Genomic DNA, 26,464 nt, shown 5'->3' with positions numbered 1-26,464 from the left:
AGCTTTGTTTCTTTAGTCTATAAATTTAATAGATAATTTTGGTTGAGCTGCGTCGCAGCAGATTGCTGCGCATTCGCCAGGAGATAGCCCAGGAGATAACAGTGACAAAAATCCTGATCGTGCCGGGTCTGTTCGGTTCTGACGAGGGGCATTGGCAGCGCTATTGGCTCCATGATGTGCCGCAGAGCCGGCTGATAGAACAGGACGACTGGAACCACGCGCGTCTGGACCACTGGATGGAGCGGCTGGAGCAGGCGCTGCTGGAGGCGGGAGAAGCCTATATCGTTGCCCATAGCCTCGGCTGCATCCTGACGGCAAGGCTCGCCGACCGGCCCCTGGCTTATAGAGTAAAGGGGGCACTTCTGGTCGCCCCTTGTGATCTGCACGCAACGGAGCGACTGCATCCCGGTTCGCTCGCCTTCGGCCCCATGCCCACAAACCCGCTTCCGTTTCCGAGCCTCACCATCGGCAGCCTCGACGACAAGTACATGTCGCTCGACCGTTTGAGCTTCTACACCCGCCTCTGGAAAACCGAGGTCCGCAATATCGGTCTCGCAGGCCATATCAACATTGCCAGCGGTTTCGGCCGCTGGACCGGCGGCTACGCATTGTTCGATGCGGTAAAAGGCAAGGCGAAGGCAAAGAGACCGCAGATATCCACGTTTGCGGCAACCGCCGCATCGGCCTGACGCTTTATCGGGGCATGCGCAAGAAACGGGTTGAACTTAAGCTTCCGCGGTACGATTCTAATGACCAACGGACGTGAGGGCTTCACCATGGCTCAGAAAGTGCATCAATATCTGATCTTCGAAACCGCTGGCGGCTTTTGTGGCATTGCCTGGAGCGACGCCGGCGTGACGCGGTTCCAGCTGCCGACGAAGAGCGCCGAGTCGACCGAACGCCTGCTGTTGCGCCGTTTGACGGTTGCTGAACCGGGCGCACCGACGCCACTGATTCAGGAGGCGGTTGCCGCTGTGAAGCGCTATTTCGAAGGTGAGGAAATCGACTTCTCCAGCGTGCCTGTCGATCTCGACGGTCAAGACGCATTTTTCCGCGATATCTATGCCGCCGCGCGCCGCATCGGTTGGGGCCATACGACGACTTATGGCACGCTTGCCAGGGAGCTCGGAGCAGGGCCGGAAGCAGCACGGGATGTGGGGCAGGCGATGGCAAAGAACCCAGTCGCGCTCATCATCCCCTGCCATCGCGTGCTTGCCGCAGGCGGCAAGATTGGAGGTTTTTCCGCACCCGGCGGTTCGACCTCCAAGCTTCGCATGCTGGAGCTCGAAGGCGTGCAGGTCGGCCCGCCTGCGCCGGCTCAACAATCGCTGGATTTTTGAGGGCGTAGTGCAAGCAAGTGCTTGGAATGTGTTGAGAAACCTCGCTATAAATCTCTGTCTGTAGCGAGGTTTTTTCATGAAGAAGATTTTCAATCCGCCATCTGTCCGCCGCCCCTTTGGAAATTACAATCACGGCCTCCTCGTGCCGCCGGGCGCGTCCCTGCTGGTCACGTCCGGTCAGCTCGGCATCAGCCTCGATGAAAAAATCCCTGACGATGTGACGGCACAGGCCGAGCTCTGCTTCGAAGCGATCAAGGCGATCCTTGCCGAGGCCGAGATGAGCTTTGCCGATGTCATCCGCATTTCCGGCTTCGTGACGAAGCGGGAAGATTTCCCTGCCTATATGGCGGTGCGCGACCGGTTCACGCTCGACCCAAAACCTGTTTCGACGCTCATCATCGTCAGCGGTTTTACCCGGCCTGAATTTCTGGTCGAAGTAGAAGTCACGGCCGCAAAGGTCGTTTGACCTCTACGGCTTGATCGCAAGCTCTGCGTGAAAACAAAGAGATAGAGCATTTCCGTGGTTCGGAGATAAACGGAAATTCTCTAGAAGCGTTCCATCGCGGTCTGCACCTTGGCGAGAAATGCTGCCCGCGTTTCCGGCGTGCAGTTGTTCATGTCGTAATGGGCGAGAAAGGTGACCGGTTTGAGCGGGTTGATCTGCGCCCGCAGAACCCGTTTCACGATCTTTTTCGGGGGATTGCCGGCGACAAAGGCACGGAAAGGTGTCGCGCCATAGGTCAGCACCGCTCCGAGCTTTTTGATATGGCGGAGGCGCGATTCAACCTTGCCGTCCACGAGTTCGAAGGAGACGCCGGGAAGCCAGACTCGATCGAAATAACCCTTGAGGATGGCCGGGAAACCGAAGTTCCACACCGGTGTGCAGATGACCAGCGCCTCGGCCTGCCTCAGTCTGTCGACATAGGGTTTTACCAGAGACGTATTCTCCGGATAGTCGTGATAGACCAGCCGGTCATGCTGGGAGAGAACGGGATCGAATTTTTCGGCATAGAGATCGCAGGCGTCCACCTCATGCCCGGCCCTGGCGAGGCTCTCCAGGGTCTGCCTGTAGAGCGCTTTGCCGTAGCTTTCCTCGACCGGGTGCGAGTGGATGACGAGAACCCTCATGAGGCCTCCATGACGGCCGCAAGACCGGGGAAGAGGTAATTCTTGCCGGCGTTGAAGTCGAAATTGGGATTCTCCCAGGCGATCATCTTGCCGGGGTTGAGCAACCCCTTCGGGTCGGTCTCATGCTTGAAGGCGAGCTGTACCTTGTCGGTGCGCTTCATGCCGCCTTCTTCCAGCGTATAGCGGTGCGGATTGAAGATTGGGCAGCCGTGGTCCTGGTGGATCTTGATGATTTCTTCCAGCCGTTCCTCTGTCGTGTAGCGTACCAGCGGCAGGCCCGAGCACTGGATCTGCCCGTCGAACCTGATGAATTCGAGATGACCCGGCACCTCGTCGCCGAAAATCTCGACCATTTTCCGCACCTTGGCGACATGATCCGGCCCCGGATACTGCACCTGCAGATAGGTGAATGTCGGATCGACCTTGAGCGCACGCAGCGTCGTATGGTTCCAGGCAAGCTCATAGGCATGCGGAATGCCGCGCATGCTCTCGACCTTGTCGGAGCGGAACATGATCTCACCCTTCTGAGCTGCAGTAAACGCAAGGAAGGCATCCATGGAATGCGGCGCGATCATCAGCACGACAATCGACTGGCCCTGACGGATATAGGGCTTGTGCCGGGTGAAATAGTCATGCGGGATGGGAGCGGCGATCGGCGCGATTTCCTTGACGAGAATGCCGTTGCACTTCGCCAGCGCATCGGAGAAACGCACCGCATCCATGAAGTCGTCATAGCCGACGAGAACGTCCACCCAGTCATAGGCGGGTGCGAGCGGCATTTCGATTTCCGTAATGATGCCGTTGGTGCCATAGGCGTGGCTGACTTTCTGCAGGTCCCAGCCAGTGAGATCGAGCACCCGGGGCTCCGCCTCCATGGTCACGACGCGCAGGCGTAGGATATTGCCAAGGTCGCGCAATCCGCCCCAGGTGATCGAACCGACGCCGCCAGAACCGCCGGCAATGAAACCGCCGACCGTCGCCATCTGGGCGGTCGAGGGGTGGAAGCGCAATTCCTGGCCGGAATGCGCCTTGGTCTGCTTGTCGAGCTGGGCGATCACGATACCGGGTTCGCAGATGACGCGACCGGGATGGATCTCCTTGATCTTGTCCATGGCGGCAAGGTTCAGGATGATGCCGCCGGAAAGCGGCATGGCCTGGCCGTAATTGCCGGTGCCGCCGCCGCGCGGGGTCACTGGGACGCCATGGGCATAAGCGACCTTCAGCGTCTGGATGACCTCGGCCTCGTTCTTTGGTGTGACGACGATATCGGCCGTCACATTGTCGAGCTGCGCCTTCAGGATCGGCGAATACCAGTAGAAATCCCGGCTCTTCTGGCGAACGAGCGCCGGATTGTCCTCGATCGCGATGCCTTCGAGTTCTCTTTTGATCTTCTGAAAATCGGCCATGTCAGCCTCCAACGACGCTATCGAGTTCACGGTAATCCGGCAGGCTGCGGTCGATCACCTTGCCGCGGCGAAGCACGACGCGGTCAGACTGCGGACGGGAAAGGAATTCGCTCCAGCGCCGGGCGCTGAAGAGCACGAGATCGGCGGGATTGCCGACGGCAATACGGCTCATCTGCGGCCTGCCGGCAATCCTGGCCGGTGACGTCGTGACGACACGCGCCGCGTTGTCGAGCGGATGATCGAGATGCAGGATGCGCACTGCCTCGCGGAATACCTCGACCGGATCGAGATCGCCATAGGCATAGAAGGGATCGCGGGTATTGTCGGAGGCGACTGCCGTCTCGACACCGGCAGCCGCCAGTTCCTTGAAGAGCGTAATCCCGCGCCAGCGTGGCGTTCGGTCCGGATAGCGATCCTGCAGATACATGTTGCACATCGGCAGCGAGATGATCGAAATCCCCGCCTGGTGGACCAGTTCCACCGTCCGCTGCGCCGTATCGTCATCCTGCCGAGCAAGCGAGCAGCAATGACCTGCCGTCACCTTCCCCTCGAACCGGTTGCGCAGGACGGCTTCGGCGATCGCCTTCAATGTCTCCACGCCCGGATCGTCGGTCTCGTCGACATGCAGATCGACATCGAGTCCGTTCTTTGCTGCCGCGCGCAGAAGCGTATCGAGCTGCCAGTCGAGCAATGGTCCCATCTTGGTGACACCGCCGAGCAGGCCGCCCTTGTCTTTGACGACGGCGACGAGATCGGCGAAGAAACCTTCGTCGACCATATTGTCGAGCGGGAAAAGGGCAACCGCCTGCAGGGCGATCTTGTCCTTCCACTCGTCGCGTATTTCGGCAAAGACCTCAAAGGAAATGCGGTGTTGCGGGGCAAGCGAATCCAGATGCGTGCGGATCAGCCCGGTGCCATGTGCATAGGCCGAACGCAGCGAGAATTCCATGCGCTTGCGCACATCGGCTGTCGACCAGTTTGCCTCCCGGTCTCTGCCTACGGCTTCCAGCGCACCCATGAAGGTTCCATCCGGATTGGGTTTGCGCGGCCAGATATGGCCCTTGTCCAGATGTGTGTGGATATCGGCAAAGCAAGGCCAGACCATACCCTCTTTCATATCGGATTTGGCGAACTCCGCCGAAGCCGTGCCCGGCGGCAGGATCGCTGCAATTAAGCCGTCCGCAATCACGATGTCAGCTTTGATGAGCCCCTCGGCTGCTGCCGCCGCATAGCCTGTCGCAACGGCCGGAAGCGTCGCATTGGCAAGCACGAAGCGGCCCGCATTGGGAGGAGACATGAAAGAATAGGTCATCAATTTTCCCGCTTCAGGCTGCTCTCATGCCAGCGATGCAGGCTGAGCCATGAAATGAAGGAGGTAATGGCAAAGATTGCGACCCCGAGCATCGACAGCATGAAGAGCGCGGCGAATAGGCGGGGAATGTTCATGCGATATTGTGCTTCAAGGAGCCGGAAGGCGAGGCCGGAGCCCGCACCTGCCGAACCGGCTGCAAACTCGGCCACAACTGCCGCAATCAGGGCCAGACCGCCGCCGATGCGAAGCCCGGTCATGAAATAGGGCTGGGCTGCGGGCAACTTCAAATAAAGCAGCGTCTGCCAGCGCGAGGCGCCGTAGAGCTCGAAGAGATTGATGAGGTTGTGGTCGACGCTCTTCAATCCCTGTACCATGTTCGACAGGATCGGAAAGAAAGCGACGAGAAAAGCGCAGATCAGCAACGCCACCTGCGTGGACGGCGCATAGATCAGGATCAGTGGCGAGATCGCCACGATCGGCGTGACCTGCAGGATGACGGCGAGCGGATAGAAGGCGATCTCGATCCAGCGCGACTGCACTAGGAAGACCGCAAAACCGACGCCGCCGATCAGCGCGAGCGCCAGTGACATGAAAGTGATCTTGGTCGTAACCCAGAGCGCCGGCGAAAGCGTGCCCCAATCGCTGACGAGCGCTCCGGCAACCGCAAATGGGCTCGGAAGGATATAGGGCGGCACGCCCGAAACCTTGACATAGGTCGCCCAGATCGCAATCAGCACGATGATGGCGAGAAAAGGCACGCTAATGCGGAGCGCCAGATCCCGGCGCTTCGCATTGAGCGGATTGGACATGGCCGGCAGGGAGTTTTCGACTGTCTCTATGCTCATCAGTCTTCCTTTGCTGCGTTGATCGCGCCAATCAGCGAATAGGAAACGGTCTCGCAGGCCCGCCGGTATTCCTCGGAAGTTCGGTAGTGCGCATCACGATCGACGCTCGTGGTCAGCGGAATATCGGCATGGACGCGGCCCGGCCGCGCCTTCATCACCACGATCCGATTGGAAAGGTAGGCAGACTCAAAGACGGAATGCGTGACGAAAATCACCGTGATGCCGGTCGCCTTCCACAACCGCAAAACGTCGTCATTGAGCTTTTGGCGGGTAATCTCGTCCAGAGCGGCAAAAGGCTCGTCCATCAGCAGCAGTTTCGGTTTGGTCACCAAGGCGCGGGCGATCGACACACGCATCTTCATGCCGCCGGAGAGTTCGCGCGGATAGGCATCGGCGAAATCATGCAGGCCGACAGTCGCGAGCGCTTGCATGATCCGGTCGCTCGCCTCCGCCTTGGAAACGCCGCGCAATTTCAGCGGCAGATAGACATTGCCGAAAACGGTCTTCCACGGCATCAGCGTCGGCTCCTGGAAGACGAAGCCGATATCGCCTTCTGGCAGGCCCTTCGAATTGATGCGCGAACTTGGCCAGTCGATCTTGCCCGCCGTGGCGTCGCCAAGGCCGGCGATGATGCGCAGGGCCGTGGATTTGCCGCAGCCGGAAGGACCGAGAAGGCTGATGAACTCGCCGCTTTCGACTGTCAGGGACATGCCCGAAAGCGCGATCGTGCCGCTGGAAAAAACCTTCGAGACGGACTGCATGACGACCAGCGGCCGCTTGCGTATTTCCTTCGAAGGCGCCGCCTTGGTTTCGGCTAGGGACATTCTCTCGCTCTTTTATCGAAGGGGATGCGGCCCGCCGCCTGAGAGCGACGAGCCTGCCTTGGGAGGCTATTTCTTCAGTGATACACCGACGCTCTTGCAGACGAATTTCGTCGTAAAGGCCTTGGTGTAGTCGGTGTCGGTCTTGAAGACCTTGATCGCCACCATTTCGTCGAAGAACTTCTTGTAGTGGGCGTCCGTGATGCAGCCGATGCCCTTGTCCAGGCCATCACCGGATTCGATGATGCCGTATTCCTTCATCTTGGCGATCGAATAAGCGATCTGGCCATCCGTCATTTCGGGATTGTCCTTCTTGATCAGCTCGTTGGCCTTGCTGTTGTCGCCGTAGAGATAGTTGTACCAGCCCTCGATCGAGGCATCGACGAAGCGCTGCACTACGTCCGGCTTGCTATCGATCATCTGCTGCGTCGTCGTGATCATCGTCGAATAAGGCGAGTAGCCGTTATCGGCGAGCAGGAAGACCTTCGGTTCCCAGCCGGTCTGCTTCTGGATTTCGTAGGGCTCGGAGGTCAGATAACCCTGCTGGGCAGATTGCTTATCGGCAAGGAAGGGACCTGGGTTGAAGTTGTAAGGCTTGTACTGCTCGTCCTTGAAACCTGGAAAGTTTGCCTTCATCCACTCGAAATAGGTGAGGTAACCGTCCTTGCTGAGGAACAGCGCCTTCAGCTTGGCAAGGTCCTCGAACTTATCGACGCCGACATCGGGATGAGCGATCAGGATCTGCGGATCCTTCTGAAAGATCGCGGCGACATCGACGAGCGGAATGCCCTGCTCGACAGCGGAGATTTCACCCTGCGGTCCGCCCATGTAGAAATCGATCTTGCCTGATATCAGCAGCGCATTGTTGGCGGCGTTCGGCCCGCCCTGCACGATGGAAACGTCGAGGCCGTATTTGGCATAAGTTCCGTCGGCGACCGCCTGGTAGAAGCCGCCATGCTCGGCCTGCGCCAGCCAGTTGGTGCCATAGCTGACCTTGTCGAGCGCATAGCCGGGTACGCTGGCGGCAAACATGCCGCCAAGCCCAAGAACTGCAGAAAATACGGATGTTTTCAATCTGTTGGACATGGCGGCATTCCCCTTCTGGTGCCTTGGAAGCTCGTTTTCGACCCCCGATTTTCTTCATTTGAGCGATTGCTTCGCTCTTTGAAAAGCAGCAAAATTCGTGCGCAGTGATGCCTTTTTGGCATCCCACTGGATTCTGTGCCTGAATTGGGCGCTGTGCTCAAAAACGATGCAATGAGGTCGCAATGCTGCACTCCAGAAAGCTTCTCTACATCAACGAGATTGCCCGCACGGGCTCGATCCGAAAGGCCGCAGCGCGCCTCAACGTTGCCTCTTCGGCGATCAACCGGCAGATATTGGCGCTGGAGGAGGAAATGGGCGCTCCGCTCTTCGAGCGCCTACCGAGGGGGCTTCGGCTGACGGCCGCCGGCGAGCTCTGCATCGAACATATCCGTGAGGTTCTGAAGAACTACGAGCGGCTGGAGGGGCGTATCAAAAGCCTCAAGATGCAGCAGGCCGGCAAGGTCAGGTTGGTGACGACTGTCGGTCTTGCCTCAGGTCCATTGCCGGAGATCATCACCCGCTTCCAGTCCGAGCATCCGCGCGTCTTCATTCAACTGCGCAACGATGCCGGGACGATGACGGTCAATCCGGTGCTGTCGGGTGAGGTGGATATCGGCCTGGGCTTCAATATTCCGGCCACACCCGGCATCCGCACGCTCGGAAATTTCGATATCCCGATCGGCGTCATCCTGCCGCCTGGCCATCCCTTGATCGGACCCGGACCGATCAGCCTTGCCGACGTCGTGCAGGAACGGCTGGTGCTTGCGCAGCAAGGTACCAGCCTGCGTGAGGTCATCAACCTCGCAATGGCCAGGCTCGATATCCCTGTCGAGCCGGTTCTGGAAACCAATGCATCGGAAATGCTGAAGAAACTGGTCAAATGTGGGGCAGGGCTCTCCATGCTGAACCCGCTCGATGTCATTACCGAATGCCGCCAGGGCGAGCTGGTGTTCCGCCCTCTTGCCGAGCCGCACAGCCGCCATCAGCCGATGAAGCTTTTCGCGCGTGCCCGCGCGCCGCTCGATTCCGCGACCAGCCTTTTCGTCGAATATCTGCTGGCCGAGCTTGCGGGCCTCGTTCAGGAGTTGCAGGCCAAGGGACACATCCCGCTGGAGCGGCCTGTCGTTGCGTAATTACTGCGAATAGAGGTTGGAGAGCGGATAGCGCTTCAGGTCGTAGAGCAGCTCTATGAAGCCCTTCACCTGATGGCGGCAGATCGCGTCGCCCTTTTCGGCTGTGCCCTTCGAGGCATCGCCGACCACGCCATTCGGATTGAGATCGTGGGCGATCCAGGCAAGTGAATGCGGTGGCAGCGGCTGGATATAGCGCGATTGCGCGCGCATCCATTCGGCCTTTGATATGAAATTCTCAGCCTTTTCCATCCGCACCAGATCCGGTCGGAAATGCAGCATCAGCGATGTCTCCACTTCGCCGCCATGAATGCCGTAACGCGTTTCGTGCTCGCTGATCATGCCCTCGGGATTGCCGAACCGGCCCCATTGGGTGGAAACGACGGCCATCTGGTAGCGTACCCTGAGCTCGCGGGCGACGATGCTCATGATATCGACATTGCCGCCATGCGAATTGACGATCACGAGCTTGCGCAGGCCGGCTTCCGCCACCTTCGCGCCGATCGCCGTCCAGACGGGGATCAGCAGCTCGGCGCTGAGGGAAAGCGTGCCTGGACCGTAGACATGCTCGTTGGCCTTGCCGATTTCCTGTGTCGGCAGGACGAGGATATCGAGGTCATCGGGCCGTTGCCGGCGCAGTTCCGCCAGCATGCCGTTGGCGATCGCCACATCGGTTGCGACGGGCAGATGCGGACCGTGTTGCTCCGTCGAGGCGATCGGCAGGATGGCGATGGTCGTTTCGGCAGAGAGAGCGGCAAAATCATAAGTGTTCAGTTCATTCCAGTAGAATGGTGTCGCCATCGCCGCTTTCCCTCTTTGTCAGTCCTTGACAGTGAGTAGGGAATATTGCGGCATGCGAAAAGCATCGATTTGCGCGCGCGCCGCTGCCTTTTTGAGCGCATCATATCTTAGCTCGATGTCACGCCATCGTTGCCTGCGGGAAATAATATTCCGCCGCCGCCCTTTTCGCGGAAGGCTTTGGTTTGACCGCGCTCGGCACAAGTCTGTAGATAGTCACCAGCATGCGGGCACGTCTGCAAGTGTTCAAGATAAACGATTGGCAACAGGAGGGCCGACCATGAGCTTACGTATTAACGATATTGCTCCCGATTTCACCGCCGACACCACCCAGGGTCCCATCAAGTTCCATGACTGGATCGGCAATGGCTGGGCCGTCCTCTTCTCGCATCCCAAGAACTTCACGCCGGTCTGCACGACCGAGCTTGGCACGATGGCCGGCCTCGAAGGCGAATTTAAGAAGCGCGGCGTCAAGATCATCGGTATCTCCGTCGATCCCGTCGAAAGCCACGCCAAATGGAAAAATGACATCAGGACGGCGACCGGCTTCGATGTCGAATATCCGCTGATCGGCGACAAGGACCTCAAGGTCGCCAAGCTCTACGACATGCTGCCCGCCGGCGCCGGCGAGAGCTCCGAAGGCCGCACGCCCGCCGATAACGCCACCGTGCGCTCGGTCTTCGTTATCGGCCCGGACAAGAAGATCAAACTGATCCTCACTTACCCGATGACGACGGGCCGCAATTTCAACGAGATCCTGCGCGCCATCGATTCCATCCAGCTGACCGCCAAGCATCAGGTCGCAACCCCAGCCAACTGGAACCAGGGCGACGACGTCATCATCACTGCTGCCGTTTCCAACGAAGACGCGATTGCCCGCTTCGGCTCCTTCGATACGGTTCTGCCCTATCTCAGGAAGACCAAGCAGCCTTCGGCGTAAGTTCGCCGCGGATTTCGATCGAATCAAAAAGACGCCCCGGTTTCCGGGGCGTCTTTGTTTTCGGTGACTGAGCCTGCCTCTGACGCGATTGCGAGCCGCCGGCTCTTATTTGCTGGAGGTAATGCTCGCAAAAGCGAGGCCGACTGCGAAAAACGCAAATGCTGCGACAACGCCACTGACGATGATGATGGTATCTGTTGGCATAGGAATCTCCGTTGGTTGTGACCGGAGATTACGTCTGCTTCAGCCCGGATCGTTTGAGCGAGATCAAATCCTACTGGCCTATTCGGATGGCGTCACACGGGTCCAGAACTCGTTGAATGCGACCGAATCGAAGAAGGCCGAAGCGCGGACGATACGGTCGTCGCGCATGTCGAGGAACCAGGCATAGGTATTGACGTAAGGTTTCCCGTCGCGGGCGATGCCGCGGGCGTCGAAAAAGACGATCACGGTGTCACCGTCGGCATAGACGTTGCGGATCACGGGCTTCAGCGGCGCCTTCATGCGGGCGTTGAACGGGCGGATCACCTCGCGCAGAAACGCCTCGCGGCTCGGATAAGTCTTCGACGCCAGCGAATAACCCTCGATCGTCCAGCGGGCGTCGTCGGCGAGCAGGTCATAGGGGCTGCCTGTGCCGGCCGCCCACGCTTCAAAGCCGGCCTCGACGGCCGCCTTGTTGCGGCGTTCGGTTTCGGTCAGCGTCTGCGGCGCGGCACGGGCTTCGAGCCCGCCCAGGGCCAGGATTGTGGCGGCAATGCCGAGAGCAGCGTTTAAGATGCGGCGGGCAACGGATGTCGGGCTGCGGACAGTTGCGCTTGCAGGGATGGACATGGTTTCCTCCAGGGATTGGGACGGTGGTGCGGCACCCGCCAGCGGGTGCCGCTGCGACGCGCGATGCCGATCAGATCTGGTTTTCCCAGGCCTTGAGCTGATGCTCCCTAAGCATGTCCTCGATAACTTTCGGAACCACGTTGCGGAATTTGCCAGTATCGGCTGGAACGATCTCGATCATCCGGTCGATCATTTCCGTCGGGTCCATCTTGCCTTCGGGGGTGGCAAAGAAGTCGTTGAAGCCGTTGCGCAGGTCGGCCCGCTTGGTGAAATTCTTACTGTCATCCAGCCAGCGGAACGGATTGTCGGCCATCGTCTCGTTATAGCCAGTGTAATAGGCGCCCGGATTGATCGTCTGGATCTTGATGCCGTAGGGGCCGAGCTCCTGCTGCAGCGCTTCGGCGATCGATTCCAGAGCGTGCTTGGTGGAGACGTAGGTGCCCCAGTTGGCCGGCGTGAACAGGCCGCCCATCGATGAGGTGAAGACCACCTTGCCCTTCTTGCCTTCGCGCACCCATTTCTGGACGACACCCTGGGTCAGCGTGAGCGGCAGGAAGACGTTGACTTCGTAGTTCTTGCGGACGAGATCAATCGGAATTTCCCAGACCGGGCCGGCTTCGCCCATGCCGGCATTGTTCCAGAGCACGTCGAAATCGAAGCCTTGGGCCTGCTTGATGTCGTAGGGGTCGGTAAGGTCGAGGCGCTCGACGCGGAAACTCCTCAGGCCAAGGGCGGCGGCTTCTTCGCGCAGCGGCGTGACCTGTGAGGAAACCTGCGCGGTGGCGATGATGTTGTGGCCGTTCTTGGCCATGCCGATGGCGGCGGCTTTGCCGAAGCCGGAGCCTGCGCCGGTGATGAGAATGGTCTTGGTCACAATAACTTCCTTTCGATGTGCTTGGGTTGAAAAAAGGTAGTTCAGACGGAGAAAAGTCGTTCAGGCGGTGAGGGCAGCCGCTGCAGCCTGGGCAATTTCAAGGTCCTGGGCGACGGCCCCTCCGGACACGCCGACTGCGCCGATCATGATGTTACGTCCATCGGTGAGGGGAATGCCGCCGGCGAAGACGACGAGGCCGCCATTGGTTTGCTCTAGGCCGAACGAGGTGCCGCCGGGTTTACAGAATTCGCCGATTGCTTCGGTGCGCATGGAAAACAGCGCCGCCGTCCGGGCCTTGTTGACGGCGATGTCGATGGAACCCAGCAAGGCGCCGTCCATGCGGGCAAAAGCCTTCATGTGAGCGCCGGCGTCGAGCACGGCGATATTGGCTGGAACGCCAATTTCTCTTGCTCGCGCCTCGCCGGCGGCGATGACCCTGCGCGCTTCTTCAGCGGTAATCATGTCCCTGTCTCCTCTTCGTTCGAGGGTGGGTGCTCCCCGTTCGATGAGACAGGTGTAGGCCGAAGGCGCGTTGCCGTATTTCCATCTCTTGCTGCACTATGTGCAGATCTTGCGCTCGAATGGGCACGCAGAGGGGGCGGCGAACGCGTCCGGACGGCGGATATTGCTAAGAGGTGAAGAGCGCGCGGTACTGGCCGGGCGTCAGGCCGGTTATCTTGCGGAAGACGCGGGTGAAATTGGCCTGTGAGCCGAAGCCGGTATCGATAGCGATCTCCACCAGCGAGGACTGCGCGAGCCGCAGTTTCTCCTTGGCCGCCTCGATCCGTCGCTCGGTAACGTAGCGATGCGGGGCCTTGCCGGTGGCCACGCGAAAGATGCGAGAAAAGTGAAAGGGGCTGAGACAGGCCTCCGCCGCAAGATCCTCCAGCGAGATTTCCGCCGCAATGCGAGCCTCGATGAAATCGAGGACGCGCCTCAGCCTTTTCGGATCGATGGCGGGTGTCCGCGTCGGCGGACGCCAGCGGGCGGACGAATAGGTGCCAAGCAAATGCGCCGCCAGCGCCAGCTGAATCCCGTCGAGAAACAGCCGGTCTGTCGCTTCCAGTTTTCGGTTCAACACACCACGAAAAAGCTCACCGAGCTGCAAGACCACTGGATCAGGGACGCCGCCCGCATAGGCGAGCTGCACTCTCGCCGGATCGATGTCAAAGTTTGAAAGTGCACTCTCACCGACGAGCGATGGCGGCAGGAAGATGTGAAGGGACTCAGGCATCGTGCCGACGATTTCTACAGCGCTCTCATTGACTCCAGCCGGACATACCCATGCGACTCCGGGGCGGGCGATAGCTTCCCGCCTGTGACCGTCACCGGTCCATCGGATCTTCGACTGTCCCGAGAGCAGGACGGCTATTTCTGTGCATTCGAGTGTAAGGTCGACCTGCCAGCCCGGATCGAAACGCCGGAGCTCGACCTGCAGCCCTGAACAGTCGACAAGCCCGCCCACGCGCTCGCTGGTCCGATATTTTCTGTCCCCTTGCGATGCGTCGAAATCCATGTCGCCTTCTCGCCGTGAAGATAGGTCGGAAAATTCGAATTAATGGGTATCGTGGCTTGATTGCTGCCGTCGCCGCATCGGCCCTGAAGTTCTATAATAAATATTCGCCGGCGCGAGCCATGATTGTCAGGCGCCTGCGCACTGCAATCAGGATTTTGACGAAAACCCAAGCGAGTGCAAGTGTCATAGCCCGAAGGTGTACTGCTGCCATCTCGGTGACTTCAGCACCTACGGCGAATGGAGCGGTCAAGTGCTGTCGAGCGTCATGAATACGCACCAAATGCCAAGAGAAGTGCGCCGACTGCGATAATGACAAGGGCTTGCCAGTTTTGGGATACACCGAGAAACCTGATGCCCTGGTGCCGTGGTTCAAGCGTGGTGCCGCCTTGGGGTATTTGATGCGGATCACTCGATCTTCGACGAAGCGTCGATGAAAAGAATAAAAGTAGTCCGCCAATTATAAGAGCGGCACCGATCAAGATAGCCCACATCGTAGCCTCCGCTAGCGACAAGTGTCTGAATTAAACCAAACTCGGACTTGATGGTTCCGCCTTATGGGGCGCGCGTTGCGGCTACTGCCTGACAAAAATGCGTTCCCAAAGTGGGAAGGGAGGTAGGAGAGGGAGTGGGAAAGAAAGCGCCTGCTTCGGAATATTCAACGAAAACAGGCGCTTATCTTCAAATTGGCTCCCCGGGCCGGATTCGAACCGGCGACCTGTCGATTAACAGTCGAATGCTCTACCGCTGAGCTACCAGGGATCACCGCTTGGCCGCGGCGTGAGCGGGGTAATACAAATGCTTTCCCGATTTGCCAAGCAGTTTTTTCAAAAAAATGAAATCAGCTTGTATTTGCGGTGTTTGCGCCCATCTCTTGTGGATGACTAACAGGAAAAATGGGCCGAAAAAGGCCGGAGAAACGCATTTCGGGATCGATCACCGGGATGGCAAGCTGGTTCTCGGCTCGTTGCGCGTGCCTATGCCGCGCTCGCGCATCGCACGCATGACGACCGGAACACTGCTCATTTTCGGCGGCATTCTGGGCTTTTTGCCTGTTCTCGGCTTCTGGATGTTACCGCTCGGCTTCCTCGTGCTGTCCCACGAGCTACCGGTCGCACGCAGATGGCGACGCCGCGTCGCAGTCTGGTGGCATCGCCGAAAGCGCCCTGCTTGAAGCCTCCGGGGAAACAGCAAGCGGCCTGCGATGTCGGTTGTTTGCCGCCCGAATCGCGCCATGGATTCATGCGGCATTGCGCTCTCATTGTGGAGAGATGACAGCACCGTCAACGGACGCCGGAGCGGCTGTTCCTGACTCGGTGATTTCCGACAGGTAGATCGGCAGCTCGCCACTTTCCTCAAGCGCGGTCGTTGTGATCACGAGTACGCCGATCAGAAATATCAAGAGTTTTACCGCATAGGAGCTGGCGCCGAGGCTCTGCCACCAGCCGGCTTGGACACGCGACGGTTCCAGATAGTATTTATAATAAAATTCCGGATCGTCGGTTTCGATGAGGTTGTCGTAGATATGGGGCAGCACCCCGTTATGTCGCACTGATCGGCCGCCGGCAAATTTGATATGAAGCACTTGGACTTGCGGATCGTAGGATACAGCACGGATCTGCTTGGAATTCAAAGGCACCCAATTCATTTCTGCTCCTATCTCTCCCAAGAGGAGGATGGAATGACGATGATGAAAGTCAAGTTAAGAATTTGTTACTCATATTTTAGGTTAACTTCCGAAGTTTCTAATATAATTAAAGTGGAGGCGATGTCGTCACGACGGATGACGCCTCGGGGATAAATATAGGCAATAGGCTGAGGGCATGTTGATTTCGCCTATTGCACAATCCGGAGCGCAAGGAGGCCTATTCGAGCGGCTGTTGGCCTAATTATTGTTCAAGAAAGCTCGAACTTTTTGCGGGGTAGGCCTTTTATCATCAGATATGGAGGCGGCTGTCTCGCCGCCTTCCGGCGCTGGATCGACCCTTATTCCGTACGACCCGGATGTGGCCAGAGTTTGAAATTGCAGGAAATGTTTTTGGAAAGCCCTCTTGCGATTTCCTTACGATCATTCTAAACGCTCGCCACGGCTAAGTTGACAGCCTGTGAGGCCTCGTGGCGGAGTGGTGACGCAGAGGACTGCAAATCCTTGTACCCCGGTTCAATTCCGGGCGAGGCCTCCAATATCTTCTCACCATGACATAGAACTCCGGCCGCGTCATATGAGGCGTGCCAACGGCGTCGCAGTTCCACTCACCAGATACCGGGGATTTGGGTGAAATCGAATTGGGCTGGCTTGATGCCGGTGAGGGAATAAAGCGCCCGCAATCCGCCGCTGCGCAGGCCCGCCAGATAGTCGGCGTCACCCTCTGCCGTTTGGTTCCCTATCTGCACATCTGGACCGAGCAGTCGTTGCAGCGCCTGCGCCGAGATCCGTGTGAAATTGCAGATGGCGCCGTTTTTGAACTTCACAAGCAAGAGCCGCGCTTCCGGATTGTAGTGAAGCGCTTCGATATCTGGGGATTGAACGGCGAATGTTTGCATGCCGCAAACCTAGCGAAAGCCGCGGCTGGCGCAACAGTATGGTTGATATAGAGTTAATGACGCAATCGGCCGTGCCAGTTTGACCCGGCTGGGTGCCGAAAACCATTTCTTCGGCGCGCCGAGCAAGCGGCCAGGCAACTTTTACTGAGAGAATACGATCTGTTCAGGTCGATTTGCCGTCCAGCAGCCCGCAGCAGAATATGCCGACGAGCGCTGCGGCGATGAAAAAGTCGAACAGCGTGAAATATTCCAGAACGGCAGACATGGCCTGCTCCTCCTCATTTCCTCCAATCGCAATAATACCATGAAATCGCCATTTGTTCCACGCAGAAGTTGCAGCTATCGCTTTTCACCTGTTGCATGCGGCGAGGGGTTTCCGGGATTCTTCAAACGCGCCTCCGGCAAGCCTTGAAAGCATCCGTGCCGGAGATTAAGAGACGGAAGACTGAACCGCTTTCATCGGCGAGAGGATATGATGGATTTCGAAGCAGCACGCGTAAAGATGGTCGACAACCAGGTCCGCACCACGGACGTTACCTCGCATTCGGTGCTGACGGCCTTCCTCACCGTCCCGCGCGAGGCATTCGTGCCGGAGAAAGCGAAGGCGCTGGCCTATATCGACAATGATATCGAAATTGCTCCGGCGGCTGCCGGCAATCCGGGCCGTTTCCTCATGGAGGCGTCGCCGCTCGCAAAGCTGTTGCAGCTCGCCGCCATCACCAAGGATGATGCGGTGCTCGAAGTTGGCGCCGGCACCGGTTACGCGTCCGCGCTGTTGTCGCTGATCGCAGGCTCCGTCGTCGCGCTCGAATCGGATGAGACCCTTGCTGCTGAAGCCAAGGCAAATCTCGCCGGTTATGCAAATGTGCAGGTGGCAACTGGCCCGCTCGAGAAGGGCAATGCCGACGGCGCTCCTTATGATCTGATCTTCATCAACGGTTCGGTGGAGGAAGTTCCAGCGGCACTTCTTGGCCAGTTGCAGGATGGCGGCCGTCTCGTTGCCGTGCAGGGTTATGGCAATGCTGCCCGCGCGAAGGTCTTCGTCAGCGAGCGCGGCGCTGTTTCCGAAAACGTCTTCTTCAATGCTTCGGTCAAACCGCTGCCCGGTTTCGCCAAGGCTCGTGAATTCGTATTCTAAGGCGTTTCTGCCTTCGTTTTTTTGAGCGGGCGCCATAGGCGCCCGTTTTCGTTTCGGCTGTCAAAAAAGCCTTCACAGACTTCGCTTACACTTGGGTAACAAAACTGTGCACGGCTGCATTTGTTTGATTCGCGCTGATTTTTTTCCCCTTTGGGGTATTCTAAGGTCATGGTGATTCGGATGCATGCTCCACGCCGTCCGATCGTTGTTTAAGGGATAACGGGGATAGATATGGCTCAGCCAGGTGTAGTGCGTGAACCGTCCATGGAAGAGATTCTGGCCTCCATTCGCCAGATCATCGAAAGCAATGAGCCAGGCGCCGGAAAGGCGATATCCGCCTCGCTTCCCCCTGTTTACGGTGCGGAAGAGGAAAACGACTCCGAAATCCATCTGACGGTTGACGACACCTATGCTGGCGTCGAGTTTCCGGAGCCTCCAGCGCTGCGTGGCGATCCGCGTTTCGTCGCTGCAAATTCCGCCGGTACCGCTCCGGAGCCGGAAATGCCTGCTCGCGCCATGTCGCTTGCCGATGTCGCAGCCCGCGTCCGTGCCGCTTCCGAGCGCAGCGCCGTTCAGGCCGGCCAGGCTCTCCGTGACATGCCCCAGCCGTCCCGCGAACCGCAGCCGCAATTCGAGCCGCAGGCAGCCTACGAAGCGCCGCGCGCCGCTGCCGATCCGCGCCCGGTCGAGCCGGCTCCGGCTCCACGCGTTGCTCCGATTGTTCCCGTCGCCCAATATGCTGCCGAGCCTGCACCCGTCTTTGCCGAGCCGCGCCTGCCCGAGGTTCCGCAGCCTGCGCTCGTCGAGGAGTCGCCCGTGCTTCCCGCTGTCGAACTGCGCGTCGAGCCGGTAGCCTTCCAGCCCGCCGAGCTTGCGCCTGCGCGTGTCGCAGAAGAAGCGCAGCCGTCACTTCTGTCCCAGAACACCGGCCTGCAGGTTGCCCGCTCCTTCGAAGAGCTTGCCGCTGCCATCGATGGTGCCGCCGAGCGCCGCTCTCTTGATGAGATCGCCGAAGACATGCTGCGTCCGATGCTGCGCGAGTGGCTGGATGACAACCTGCCGACGCTCGTCGAACGCCTCGTGCGCGAAGAGATCGAACGCGTGGCGCGCGGCCCGCGCCGCTGATCGGATCGCTTTTTCCAGACAAGAGCCGCTCCGGTCTCCGGGGCGGCTTTTTTATTGACTTGGCCGTAGCCATCCTATTTACAAAACGCCCATCCTCGAACCTCGAATTGGTCAGAAAATGCTCGAAAAGACCTACGATTCCGCCGCCGTCGAACCGAAAATCGCTGCGAAATGGGATGAGGCCGATGCCTTTCGCGCCGGCGTCAACGCAAAGCCGGGTGCTGACAGCTTCACCATCGTCATCCCGCCGCCGAATGTCACGGGCTCGCTGCACATGGGTCATGCGCTGAACAACACGCTGCAGGACGTCATGGTGCGGTTCGAGCGCATGCGCGGCAAGGATGTTCTCTGGCAGCCGGGCATGGACCATGCCGGCATCGCCACGCAGATGGTCGTCGAGCGCAAGCTGATGGAGCAGCAGCTTCCCGGCCGCCGCGATATGGGCCGCGACGCTTTCATCGAAAAGGTCTGGGAGTGGAAGGGCGAATCGGGTGGCCTGATCTTCAACCAGCTGAAGCGCCTCGGCGCCTCCTGCGATTGGTCGCGCGAGCGCTTCACCATGGATGAGGGCCTGTCGCAGGCCGTTCTCGAAGTCTTCGTCACGCTCTACAAGGAAGGCTTGATCTATCGCGACAAGCGTCTGGTCAACTGGGATCCGAAGCTGCTGACGGCAATCTCCGACATCGAGGTCGAGCAGCACGAGATCAAGGGCAATCTCTGGTACCTGCGTTATCCGCTGGAGCCGGGCGTCACCTATCAGCATCCGGTTGCTTTCGATGAAGAGGGCAAACCGACCGAATGGGAGACCCGCGATTATCTGGTCGTCGCCACCACACGTCCGGAAACTATGCTCGGCGATACCGGCATTGCCGTCAATCCAGAGGACGATCGCTATAAGGCGATCGTCGGCAAGCATGTCATCCTGCCGATCGTTGGCCGCCGCATCCCGATCGTTGCTGACAGCTACGCCGATCCGACTGCCGGCAGCGGCGCGGTCAAGGTTACACCGGCGCATGACTTCAACGACTTCGATGTCGGCAAGCGCACGGGCCTGCGTGTCATCAACATCATGAATGTCGACGGCACGATCACCATCAGGGACAACGAGGATTTCCTCGAAGGGCTCGATCATCCGGTGGCACTGCACGGCGCCTGGGATCGCCTCGAAGGGCAGGATCGTTTCTATGCCCGCAAGGTTATCGTCGAGATCTTCGAGGAAGCCGGCCTGCTCGACAAGATCGAGCCACACAAGCACATGGTTCCGCATGGCGACCGTGGCGGCGTACCGATCGAACCGCGCCTGACCGAGCAATGGTATGTCGATGCCAAGACGCTGGCTGAGCCGGCGATCGCCTCCGTTCGCGAGGGCCGCACCAATTTCGTGCCGAAGAACTGGGAAAAGACCTATTACGAGTGGATGGAAAACATCCAGCCCTGGTGCGTTTCGCGTCAGCTCTGGTGGGGTCATCAGATCCCGGCCTGGTACGGTCCGGACGGTCAGGTCTTCGTCGAGAAGACCGAGGAAGAGGCGCTGCAGGCTGCTATCCAGCATTATCTCTCGCATGAAGGCCCGATGAAGGCTTTCGTTCAGGACAAGCTGGAAAACTTCCAGCCCGGTGAGATCCTGACGCGCGACGAAGACGTGCTCGATACATGGTTCTCTTCGGCCCTCTGGCCGTTCTCGACGCTCGGCTGGCCGGACAAGACGCCGGAGCTCGAGCGCTATTATCCGACCAGCGTTCTCGTCACCGGCTTCGATATCATCTTCTTCTGGGTCGCCCGTATGATGATGATGTCGCTGCACTTCACGAAGGATGAGGACGACAATCCGGTCGAGCCGTTCCACACCGTTTATGTCCACGCCCTGGTGCGCGACAAGAACGGTCAGAAGATGTCGAAGTCCAAGGGCAACGTCATCGATCCGCTCGAACTGATCGACGAATACGGTGCGGACGCGCTGCGCTTCACGCTGGCGATCATGGCCGCGCAGGGGCGCGATGTGAAGCTCGATCCGGCCCGCATCGCCGGCTACCGCAATTTCGGCACCAAGCTCTGGAACGCCACGCGCTTTGCGGAAATGAACGGCGTGAAGAGCGATCCGCATTTCGTGCCGGAAGCCGCCGAACTGACGATCAATCGCTGGATCCTGACGGAACTTGCCCGCACGGAACGTGACGTAACGGAAGCTCTTGAATCCTACCGCTTCAACGATGCTGCCGGTGCGCTCTATCGTTTCGTCTGGAACCAGTTCTGCGATTGGTATCTCGAGCTTCTGAAGCCGGTTTTCAGCGGCGAAGATCAGGGCGCAAAGGCCGAAGCTCAGGCCTGCAGCGCCTATGTTCTGGAGGAGATCTACAAGCTGCTGCACCCCTTCATGCCCTTCATGACCGAGGAGTTGTGGGCGCATACGGCGGGTGAGGGCGCCGAACGCGACGGTCTTCTCTGCCATGCCGAATGGCCGTCGCCCTCTTATGCCGACAACGCCGCAGCCGATGAGATCAACTGGCTGATCGACCTCGTTTCCGGCATCCGCTCGGTCCGCTCGGAAATGAACGTGCCGCCATCGGCAACCGCGCCCCTCGTCGTCGTCGGTGCCAACAGCCTGACGCGCGAACGCCTGTTCCGTCACGACGCCGCCATCAAACGCCTGGCGCGTGTAGAAGCCATTTCGCTGGCTGAAGCTGCACCGAAGGGTGCCGCTCAGATCGTCGTCGCAGAAGCGACCGCCTGCCTGCCGCTCGGCAATCTGATCGATCTTGCGGCGGAAAAGAGCCGCCTTGAAAAGGCGATTGCAAAGGCCGATGGCGAAATCGCGCGCATCGACGGCAAGCTCTCGAATGAGAAGTTCGTCGCCAATGCCAACCCGGAAGTGGTGGAAGCCGAGCGCGAACGCCACGCTGAACTGACGGGCCAGATCGAGAGCCTGAGGACCGCTCTGGCGCGAGTTAGCGAAGCGGGGTAATCGCGGTTAACGAGTATAATATTCCTGAAGGCGCGTTCCCCGTGAGCGCGCCTTTTGCGTTTTAAAAGTATGATGATTCGTGAGAAACGCGCTGTTTTGACCCTTTAGCCTGTGGATATCACCCGTTTGAGGGATGCTGAACGCGAAAACTGCCACTGTTGTCACTTAGATACAGCTCCCACTCTTCGTGGAATGAGAATCTAATCAACCCCTCAAAACTGACAGGCAGAAGAATAGAATTTTATCTATCTGATTTTTTGACGTGCCCGTCAATCAGTTACGTAAATTAGCCATAACGCAACTTCGCATCGCAGCGGAGCGCTTCGTTGCGATTTATTAAGTTCACTACCACAGTGTGATTACTTCAATTGCTTGAGTGGGGAAGACACAATGGCAGCGCGTATGTTTTCCAGGGGCGTAACATCGCTCATCGTATTTTCGGCACTGGCTTCGCCGTCCTTCGCGGGCGGTCTGGAGCGCGGTGGCTACAATATCGATCAGCTGTTCGATACCTCACCTTTCTCGTTCCAGTCGGGCATCATCTATGTCACGCCTCAACGCAAGCTAAAAGACGTACGCGACACGGATACGTCAATTGGCGGCGGCGGCAATCTGAACAACCGTCCGAGTACTGCAGACGATACCGCGAATTACACCGTTCCTTATATTGGCTTCAAGGCTGGTTTCGGCGATGCGATCGACTGCCTTGTCGACTATTCTGAGCCATTCGGCGGGCATTCCAATCCCGGTTTGAACTGGGCCGGCGCCAACAACAATATCGAGACGGAGATCAAAACCCGCAATTATGGCGGCACCTGCTCCTATCGCTTCGATGTCGGTCAGGGACAGCTTCGCTTCATCGGCGGCGCCTTCTATCAGGAAGTCGAGGGCTTCAAGGAGCGTCTGGTTTCTACGGTTCCGCTTCTGACCGGTACGGGCAATGGTATCGGTCGCCTCGATCTCGAGGACAATGGCTGGGGCTGGCGTGCCGGTCTCGCCTACGAGATCCCGGAATATGCAATGCGTGCGAGCCTCGTCTATAACAGCCGCGTCAAGTACGATAACCTGACCGGGACTGTTGATCTCCGTCAGGTTCCGGTCGTGCCGATATTCGGAGGCAAAATCACACCCGTCTACGGTTCCGCCGAAGCGCCGGATTCGCTGGAACTGAAGCTGCAGAGCGGTATCGCCCCGGATTGGCTTGCTTTCGGCTCGGTGAAGTGGACGAACTGGAGTGTACTGCAGTCCGTGCCGTTTTGCCCAACATCGACGAAGGGCTTGGTCGCCTGCACCAGCGCGACGCAACTCACCTCGCTCGACCTTCTCTATCGCGACGGCTGGACCATCACCGGTGGTGTGGGCCACAAGTTCAACGACCAATGGGCAGGCGCGGTCAGCCTGACCTGGGACCGTGGCACCAGCCAGGGCTACGGCTCTCAGACCGATAGCTGGACGCTGGGCGTCGGTGCAGCCTTCACGCCGACCGAACATATCGAGTGGCGCGTCGCTGGTGCCGTTGGCGTGCTGACAAGCGGTTCGTCTGGCGTTGTGACCGAGGACGGCGTCACGTTTGGAGATGATGTCTCCTATTCCTTTGGCAACGATCTGGTTGCCGCGCTGTCGACCAGCATAAAGGTCAAGTTTTAATTCCTGATTTGAAGAATTGAGGAGCCCGGCCCAGCCGGGCTCTTCTTTTGTTTGCCGCCGTTAATCATCCCATTTTCTCGTCCCGTTTTGTGACGATTCAGCAACACTTTTTTACGATGGTTCGCGTATGGTGTCGGCGGGGCGAATTTGTCCATTTCCCGCCACAAAGAGGGCGCAGCGATATTGGCGGGCGAGGAGATGACAAGCGTAGGGTGTGTGTAAGCAGTAGCATGGGTCGAATTTTTTCCGTTAACGCCAGACAGTGCGATAGCAGCGGCGAGAAGCCAGCGGCAGCAGCCGTTTTGCTTTCCGCTAAAGGCATTTCCGGCCGGAAATCCGCACCTTCGGCAGTGTTGCAGATTCACGTCTTTCCATCATTTTCGATCCCCCGGCATGAAGCTTCATTCTCCCGGGAAGGGCGCGATACCGGTTTGGTCACATTTGCTCTTTACGAAGACGATGAAGGCGGACGGGTGGGGACCTGGATCGCAGAGGAAGTACCGCAGGCATCACATGCGGGCCGTGCCGGAAGCCGGATGGTTTGCAAGGATGTGCTGGTTTTGAAAGAGGGGCATGGGGCTGGAAGCGACGCGGGTAAAGGGGCCTTGGAGCCCGCCGCGGGATCGCTCGCCTGGAAGGAATGCATCCGCGCGGGCAGAACGGCGAACAAGGCCGCCGCCAAGCGTCTGGGATGAACGAAAGAAACCGGTAAAGATGGTAACGTCCGAGTTCAGATTGTTCAAATTCATGCTGGTCAGCATGTCGATGGCCGTTTCCCTGGCTTTAGCCTGTCCGGTCCTGGCATTCGACATCAAGACGGGCGTTACGAAAGAATCAGGCCCCTTCGATCTCTTCAAATTCGGTTTCAAGGCGTACAAGAACGGTCAGAAGGAAGAGGCGGTCGAAGCCTATAAGTATGCCGCCGAAAAGGGCCACACCGGTTCGCGCTGGGCGCTCGCCAACATGTATGCCGACGGCGACGGCGTGGCGCAGGATGATTTCGAAGCCTTCAAGATCTATAGCGAGATCGCACAGCAGGGTGTGGAGCCCGGTTCGGAGGATACCGGCTTCTTCATCAATGCGCTGCTGTCGCTTGCCAGCTATTACAAGCACGGCATTGCCGGCAGCCCCGTGAAGATCGATCTCAATCAGGCCCGCCAGCTCTATTTCCAGGTCGCTTCCACCTTCGGCGTCCCCGAGGCGCAGTTCCAGCTTGCGCAGATGATGCTCGCAGGCGAGGGCGGCAGCGCGAGTATCAATCAGGCCAAGAAATGGCTCAATCAGGCCCGCAAGAGCGGCCACCCCGGCGCCATGTCGGTCTTCGGCAACATCCTTTTCGATGAAGGCCAGTCTGCCCGCGGTCTGGCGCTGATGACGGCGGCTCTCGACCGCTGCAAACCGAAGGATTGCAGCTGGATGCAGTCGCTGCAGGAAGATGCTTTCTCGGTCGCCAGCGAGGCGGATCGGCGCGCGGCCGTATCCCTGTCGCATTCGATTGCGACCGGCTCGGACGACTGAGCTTTCGAGCAATTCCAGCAGCAACAGTGCGCAGCGGTTGTTGTCTAATCGCGTAAAACGGAAGTGCTTTAAAGCTCAGGCAGCAAACTCGAAGTAAGCCACGACAGGCACGTGGTCGGACGGCTTTTCCCAGGCGCGCACATGCTTTTCGATCGCCGCCGACGTCATGCAGTCGGCTGCTTCCGGCGACAGCATCAGATGGTCGATGCGGATGCCGTTGTTCTTCGGCCAGGCGCCGGCCTGATAATCCCAGAAGGAATAGAGCGCTGTCGCATCGGTTGCCGAGCGCACCGCATCGACGAGCCCCAGATTTTCCAGCCGGCGGAAGGATTCGCGCGTTTGCGGCAGGAAGAGTGCGTCGCTTTCCCAGACCTTCGGGTCAAAGCAGTCATGTGGCTCGGGAATGACGTTGTAGTCGCCTGCGAGAATGAAGATTTCCTCGAATTCCAGGCGTTCGGCCGCGAATTTGCGCAGACGCTCCATCCATGCCAGCTTGTAGGGATATTTTTCCGTTTCCGGCGGGTTGCCGTTCGGCAGGTAGAGGCAGCAGACGCGCGCCACCTTGTTGCCGGGCAGCGAGAACACGGCTTCGAGGAAACGTGCCTGTTCGTCGAGCGGATCACCCGGCAGGCCGCGATTGACTTCGGAAGGCGAGCTCTTGGAAAGAATGGCGACGCCGTTGAAGCCTTTCTGCCCATGCGTTTCGACATGGTAGCCAAGCGCCTCGATTTCCAGCCGCGGGAAGCCTTCATCGACTGTCTTTATTTCCTGCAGGCAGACGATATCGGGGCTGGAATCCTTCAACCATTGCGTCAGGTTATCGATGCGCGCCTTGACGCCGTTGATGTTCCAGGTCGCGATCTTCATGGCTTGTATCCTAGCTCCGTGTGAGCGTTCTTTTATCGCGCACCGGCGCCGGCGGACAAGACAGGAAACCGACCGAAAGAAAATCTCCGGCCGGTTATATGTGGAAAGCAAGTTGTCGGATCAGATCGCGAAGCTGGTGCCGCAGCCGCAGCTTGCCACCGCATTCGGGTTGTTGATCTGGAAGGACTGGCCGAGCAGGTTGTCGACGAAATCGATTTCGGAGCCAGCCATATAAACCAGCGAGAGACTGTCGATCAGCACCTTGGCATTGTTCTTCTCGACGACGATGTCGTCGTCAGCGGCAGCATCCACAAGATCGAACTTGTAGGAAAAGCCCGAACAGCCGCCGCCCTCGACGGAGACGCGCAACGCGCTCTTGCCGGGATCGCTGCCGACGATAGCGGCGATACGCTTTGCCGCGGCATCGGAAAGGGTTACATTTGCTTCAGTCATTATTCCTCCTGCCGGGGTCAAGATCCGGAGAGAACCCATTTTAGACGTTTGATGTTCAAACGCATGATATCAAAGAAACTTATCATGATCCTCCCATAAAGGACAGGATCTGGCGAAGCGGTCGACAAAGTGCTTCTTTGCCGTTTCTGTAGGCTATAGGTATGAAGAGCGGAAAGCGGCGTCAAT

The 26,464-nt window shown here is 58.7% G+C and carries 28 protein-coding genes and 2 tRNA genes; 13 read left to right on the top strand and 17 right to left on the bottom strand.

The window, feature by feature from the left end; all coding sequences use genetic code 11:
- Positions 1-101 precede the first annotated feature (101 nt).
- From FHT82_RS11110 to FHT82_RS11100, 3 genes are all read left to right on the top strand, one after another.
- Entirely contained in the window at positions 102-689 is a 588-nt protein-coding gene (locus FHT82_RS11110; RefSeq protein WP_183729876.1) for an alpha/beta fold hydrolase, read from the top strand.
- Positions 690-776: 87 nt separating this feature from the next.
- Complete coding sequence (locus tag FHT82_RS11105) at positions 777-1,340, top strand: methylated-DNA--[protein]-cysteine S-methyltransferase (RefSeq protein WP_183730992.1); 564 nt, start codon at positions 777-779, stop codon at positions 1,338-1,340.
- A 76-nt stretch (positions 1,341-1,416) separates the two neighbouring features.
- The gene (locus FHT82_RS11100) at positions 1,417-1,806 is read left to right on the top strand and encodes a RidA family protein (RefSeq protein ID WP_183729873.1); all 390 of its coding nucleotides are present in this window, start codon (positions 1,417-1,419) and stop codon (positions 1,804-1,806) included.
- 80 nt (positions 1,807-1,886) lie between these two features.
- On the opposite strand, the gene FHT82_RS11095 is transcribed toward FHT82_RS11100, so the two are convergent.
- The 6 genes from FHT82_RS11095 to FHT82_RS11070 form a co-directional block, all read right to left on the bottom strand.
- Positions 1,887-2,468, bottom strand: coding sequence for an NAD(P)H-dependent oxidoreductase (locus FHT82_RS11095; RefSeq protein WP_183729870.1), 582 nt, complete (start codon positions 2,466-2,468; stop codon positions 1,887-1,889).
- On the bottom strand, positions 2,465-3,874 hold the full coding sequence (locus tag FHT82_RS11090; RefSeq protein WP_183729868.1) for an FAD-binding oxidoreductase: 1,410 nt from the start codon (positions 3,872-3,874) through the stop codon (positions 2,465-2,467). Before FHT82_RS11090 ends, FHT82_RS11095 begins: the two co-directional genes overlap by 4 nt.
- 1 nt (position 3,875) lies before the next feature.
- Positions 3,876-5,186, bottom strand: a complete 1,311-nt coding sequence (locus FHT82_RS11085; RefSeq protein ID WP_183729865.1) for a cytosine deaminase — start codon at positions 5,184-5,186, stop codon at positions 3,876-3,878.
- Positions 5,186-6,031, bottom strand: coding sequence for an ABC transporter permease (locus FHT82_RS11080; RefSeq protein WP_183729862.1), 846 nt, complete (start codon positions 6,029-6,031; stop codon positions 5,186-5,188). Before FHT82_RS11080 ends, FHT82_RS11085 begins: the two co-directional genes overlap by 1 nt.
- Positions 6,031-6,855: an ABC transporter ATP-binding protein gene (locus tag FHT82_RS11075; RefSeq protein WP_183729860.1), complete on the bottom strand. Its 825-nt coding sequence runs from the start codon at positions 6,853-6,855 to the stop codon at positions 6,031-6,033. Before FHT82_RS11075 ends, FHT82_RS11080 begins: the two co-directional genes overlap by 1 nt.
- A 66-nt stretch (positions 6,856-6,921) precedes the next feature.
- Positions 6,922-7,884: an ABC transporter substrate-binding protein gene (locus FHT82_RS11070; protein ID WP_246698123.1), complete on the bottom strand. Its 963-nt coding sequence runs from the start codon at positions 7,882-7,884 to the stop codon at positions 6,922-6,924.
- Positions 7,885-8,120: 236 nt separating this feature from the next.
- Here FHT82_RS11070 and FHT82_RS11065 point away from each other — a divergent pair, with 236 nt between their 5' ends.
- The gene (locus tag FHT82_RS11065; protein ID WP_183729854.1) at positions 8,121-9,071 is read left to right on the top strand and encodes a LysR family transcriptional regulator; all 951 of its coding nucleotides are present in this window, start codon (positions 8,121-8,123) and stop codon (positions 9,069-9,071) included.
- Here FHT82_RS11065 and FHT82_RS11060 read toward each other — a convergent pair whose 3' ends face one another.
- On the bottom strand, positions 9,072-9,869 hold the full coding sequence (locus FHT82_RS11060) for a creatininase family protein (RefSeq protein WP_183729851.1): 798 nt from the start codon (positions 9,867-9,869) through the stop codon (positions 9,072-9,074).
- A 277-nt stretch (positions 9,870-10,146) separates the two neighbouring features.
- Between FHT82_RS11060 and FHT82_RS11055 the strand changes: the two genes are divergently transcribed.
- Positions 10,147-10,806, top strand: a complete 660-nt coding sequence (locus tag FHT82_RS11055; RefSeq protein ID WP_183729848.1) for a peroxiredoxin — start codon at positions 10,147-10,149, stop codon at positions 10,804-10,806.
- 282 nt (positions 10,807-11,088) lie between these two features.
- On the opposite strand, the gene FHT82_RS11050 is transcribed toward FHT82_RS11055, so the two are convergent.
- The 6 genes from FHT82_RS11050 to FHT82_RS11025 all read right to left on the bottom strand — a co-directional run bounded on the left by FHT82_RS11050 (position 11,089) and on the right by FHT82_RS11025 (position 14,786).
- Positions 11,089-11,637, bottom strand: coding sequence for a nuclear transport factor 2 family protein (locus tag FHT82_RS11050; RefSeq protein ID WP_183729845.1), 549 nt, complete (start codon positions 11,635-11,637; stop codon positions 11,089-11,091).
- A gap of 70 nt (positions 11,638-11,707) precedes the next feature.
- Positions 11,708-12,511, bottom strand: coding sequence for an SDR family oxidoreductase (locus FHT82_RS11045; RefSeq protein ID WP_183729842.1), 804 nt, complete (start codon positions 12,509-12,511; stop codon positions 11,708-11,710).
- 60 nt (positions 12,512-12,571) lie between these two features.
- Positions 12,572-12,973, bottom strand: coding sequence for a heme-binding protein (locus tag FHT82_RS11040; protein WP_183729839.1), 402 nt, complete (start codon positions 12,971-12,973; stop codon positions 12,572-12,574).
- A gap of 166 nt (positions 12,974-13,139) precedes the next feature.
- Positions 13,140-14,027 (bottom strand): AraC family transcriptional regulator, encoded by an 888-nt coding sequence (locus tag FHT82_RS11035; RefSeq protein WP_183729836.1) that lies wholly within the window; start codon positions 14,025-14,027, stop codon positions 13,140-13,142.
- A gap of 263 nt (positions 14,028-14,290) precedes the next feature.
- Positions 14,291-14,518 carry a hypothetical protein gene (locus FHT82_RS30325; RefSeq protein ID WP_246698110.1) on the bottom strand — a complete coding sequence of 76 codons (228 nt, stop codon included), beginning with the start codon at positions 14,516-14,518 and terminating at the stop codon, positions 14,291-14,293.
- 193 nt (positions 14,519-14,711) lie between these two features.
- Positions 14,712-14,786 (bottom strand) — tRNA-Asn (locus FHT82_RS11025).
- Positions 14,787-14,904: 118 nt separating this feature from the next.
- Here FHT82_RS11025 and FHT82_RS11020 point away from each other — a divergent pair.
- The gene (locus FHT82_RS11020; protein WP_183729830.1) at positions 14,905-15,198 is read left to right on the top strand and encodes a hypothetical protein; all 294 of its coding nucleotides are present in this window, start codon (positions 14,905-14,907) and stop codon (positions 15,196-15,198) included.
- Between the two features lie 84 nt (positions 15,199-15,282).
- On the opposite strand, the gene FHT82_RS11015 is transcribed toward FHT82_RS11020, so the two are convergent.
- Positions 15,283-15,672 (bottom strand): KTSC domain-containing protein, encoded by a 390-nt coding sequence (locus FHT82_RS11015; RefSeq protein ID WP_183729827.1) that lies wholly within the window; start codon positions 15,670-15,672, stop codon positions 15,283-15,285.
- 461 nt (positions 15,673-16,133) lie between these two features.
- On the opposite strand from FHT82_RS11015, the gene FHT82_RS11010 reads away from it, so the two are divergent.
- Positions 16,134-16,207 (top strand) — tRNA-Cys (locus tag FHT82_RS11010).
- A 70-nt stretch (positions 16,208-16,277) separates the two neighbouring features.
- Here FHT82_RS11010 and FHT82_RS11005 read toward each other — a convergent pair.
- Positions 16,278-16,568, bottom strand: a complete 291-nt coding sequence (locus tag FHT82_RS11005; protein ID WP_183729823.1) for a hypothetical protein — start codon at positions 16,566-16,568, stop codon at positions 16,278-16,280.
- Positions 16,569-17,040: 472 nt separating this feature from the next.
- Here FHT82_RS11005 and FHT82_RS11000 point away from each other — a divergent pair, with 472 nt between their 5' ends.
- The 6 genes from FHT82_RS11000 to exoR all read left to right on the top strand — a co-directional run bounded on the left by FHT82_RS11000 (position 17,041) and on the right by exoR (position 24,958).
- Positions 17,041-17,706, top strand: a complete 666-nt coding sequence (locus FHT82_RS11000; protein WP_183729819.1) for a protein-L-isoaspartate O-methyltransferase — start codon at positions 17,041-17,043, stop codon at positions 17,704-17,706.
- 231 nt (positions 17,707-17,937) lie between these two features.
- Positions 17,938-18,831, top strand: coding sequence for a DUF2497 domain-containing protein (locus FHT82_RS10995; RefSeq protein ID WP_183729816.1), 894 nt, complete (start codon positions 17,938-17,940; stop codon positions 18,829-18,831).
- Positions 18,832-18,949: 118 nt separating this feature from the next.
- Complete coding sequence (locus FHT82_RS10990; RefSeq protein WP_183729813.1) at positions 18,950-21,793, top strand: valine--tRNA ligase; 2,844 nt, start codon at positions 18,950-18,952, stop codon at positions 21,791-21,793.
- Between the two features lie 390 nt (positions 21,794-22,183).
- The gene (locus FHT82_RS10985) at positions 22,184-23,440 is read left to right on the top strand and encodes an OmpP1/FadL family transporter (protein ID WP_183729798.1); all 1,257 of its coding nucleotides are present in this window, start codon (positions 22,184-22,186) and stop codon (positions 23,438-23,440) included.
- 230 nt (positions 23,441-23,670) lie between these two features.
- Positions 23,671-24,135, top strand: coding sequence for a hypothetical protein (locus FHT82_RS10980; RefSeq protein ID WP_246698109.1), 465 nt, complete (start codon positions 23,671-23,673; stop codon positions 24,133-24,135).
- 19 nt (positions 24,136-24,154) lie between these two features.
- A complete protein-coding gene (gene exoR / locus FHT82_RS10975) occupies positions 24,155-24,958 on the top strand; it encodes an exopolysaccharide production regulator ExoR (protein WP_183729795.1) in 804 nt (267 codons plus the stop codon).
- A 75-nt stretch (positions 24,959-25,033) separates the two neighbouring features.
- Here exoR and xth read toward each other — a convergent pair whose 3' ends face one another.
- Positions 25,034-25,825 carry an exodeoxyribonuclease III gene (xth, locus tag FHT82_RS10970; protein ID WP_183729792.1) on the bottom strand — a complete coding sequence of 264 codons (792 nt, stop codon included), beginning with the start codon at positions 25,823-25,825 and terminating at the stop codon, positions 25,034-25,036.
- 120 nt (positions 25,826-25,945) lie between these two features.
- A complete protein-coding gene (gene erpA / locus FHT82_RS10965) occupies positions 25,946-26,278 on the bottom strand; it encodes an iron-sulfur cluster insertion protein ErpA (RefSeq protein WP_183729790.1) in 333 nt (110 codons plus the stop codon).
- Positions 26,279-26,464 lie beyond the last annotated feature (186 nt).

The sequence above is a fragment of the Rhizobium sp. BK275 genome (assembly GCF_014193555.1).
GTDB lineage: Bacteria > Pseudomonadota > Alphaproteobacteria > Rhizobiales > Rhizobiaceae > Rhizobium.
Note: the sequence above shows the minus strand (reverse complement) of the source record. Positions and strands in the feature narration are given on the sequence as shown.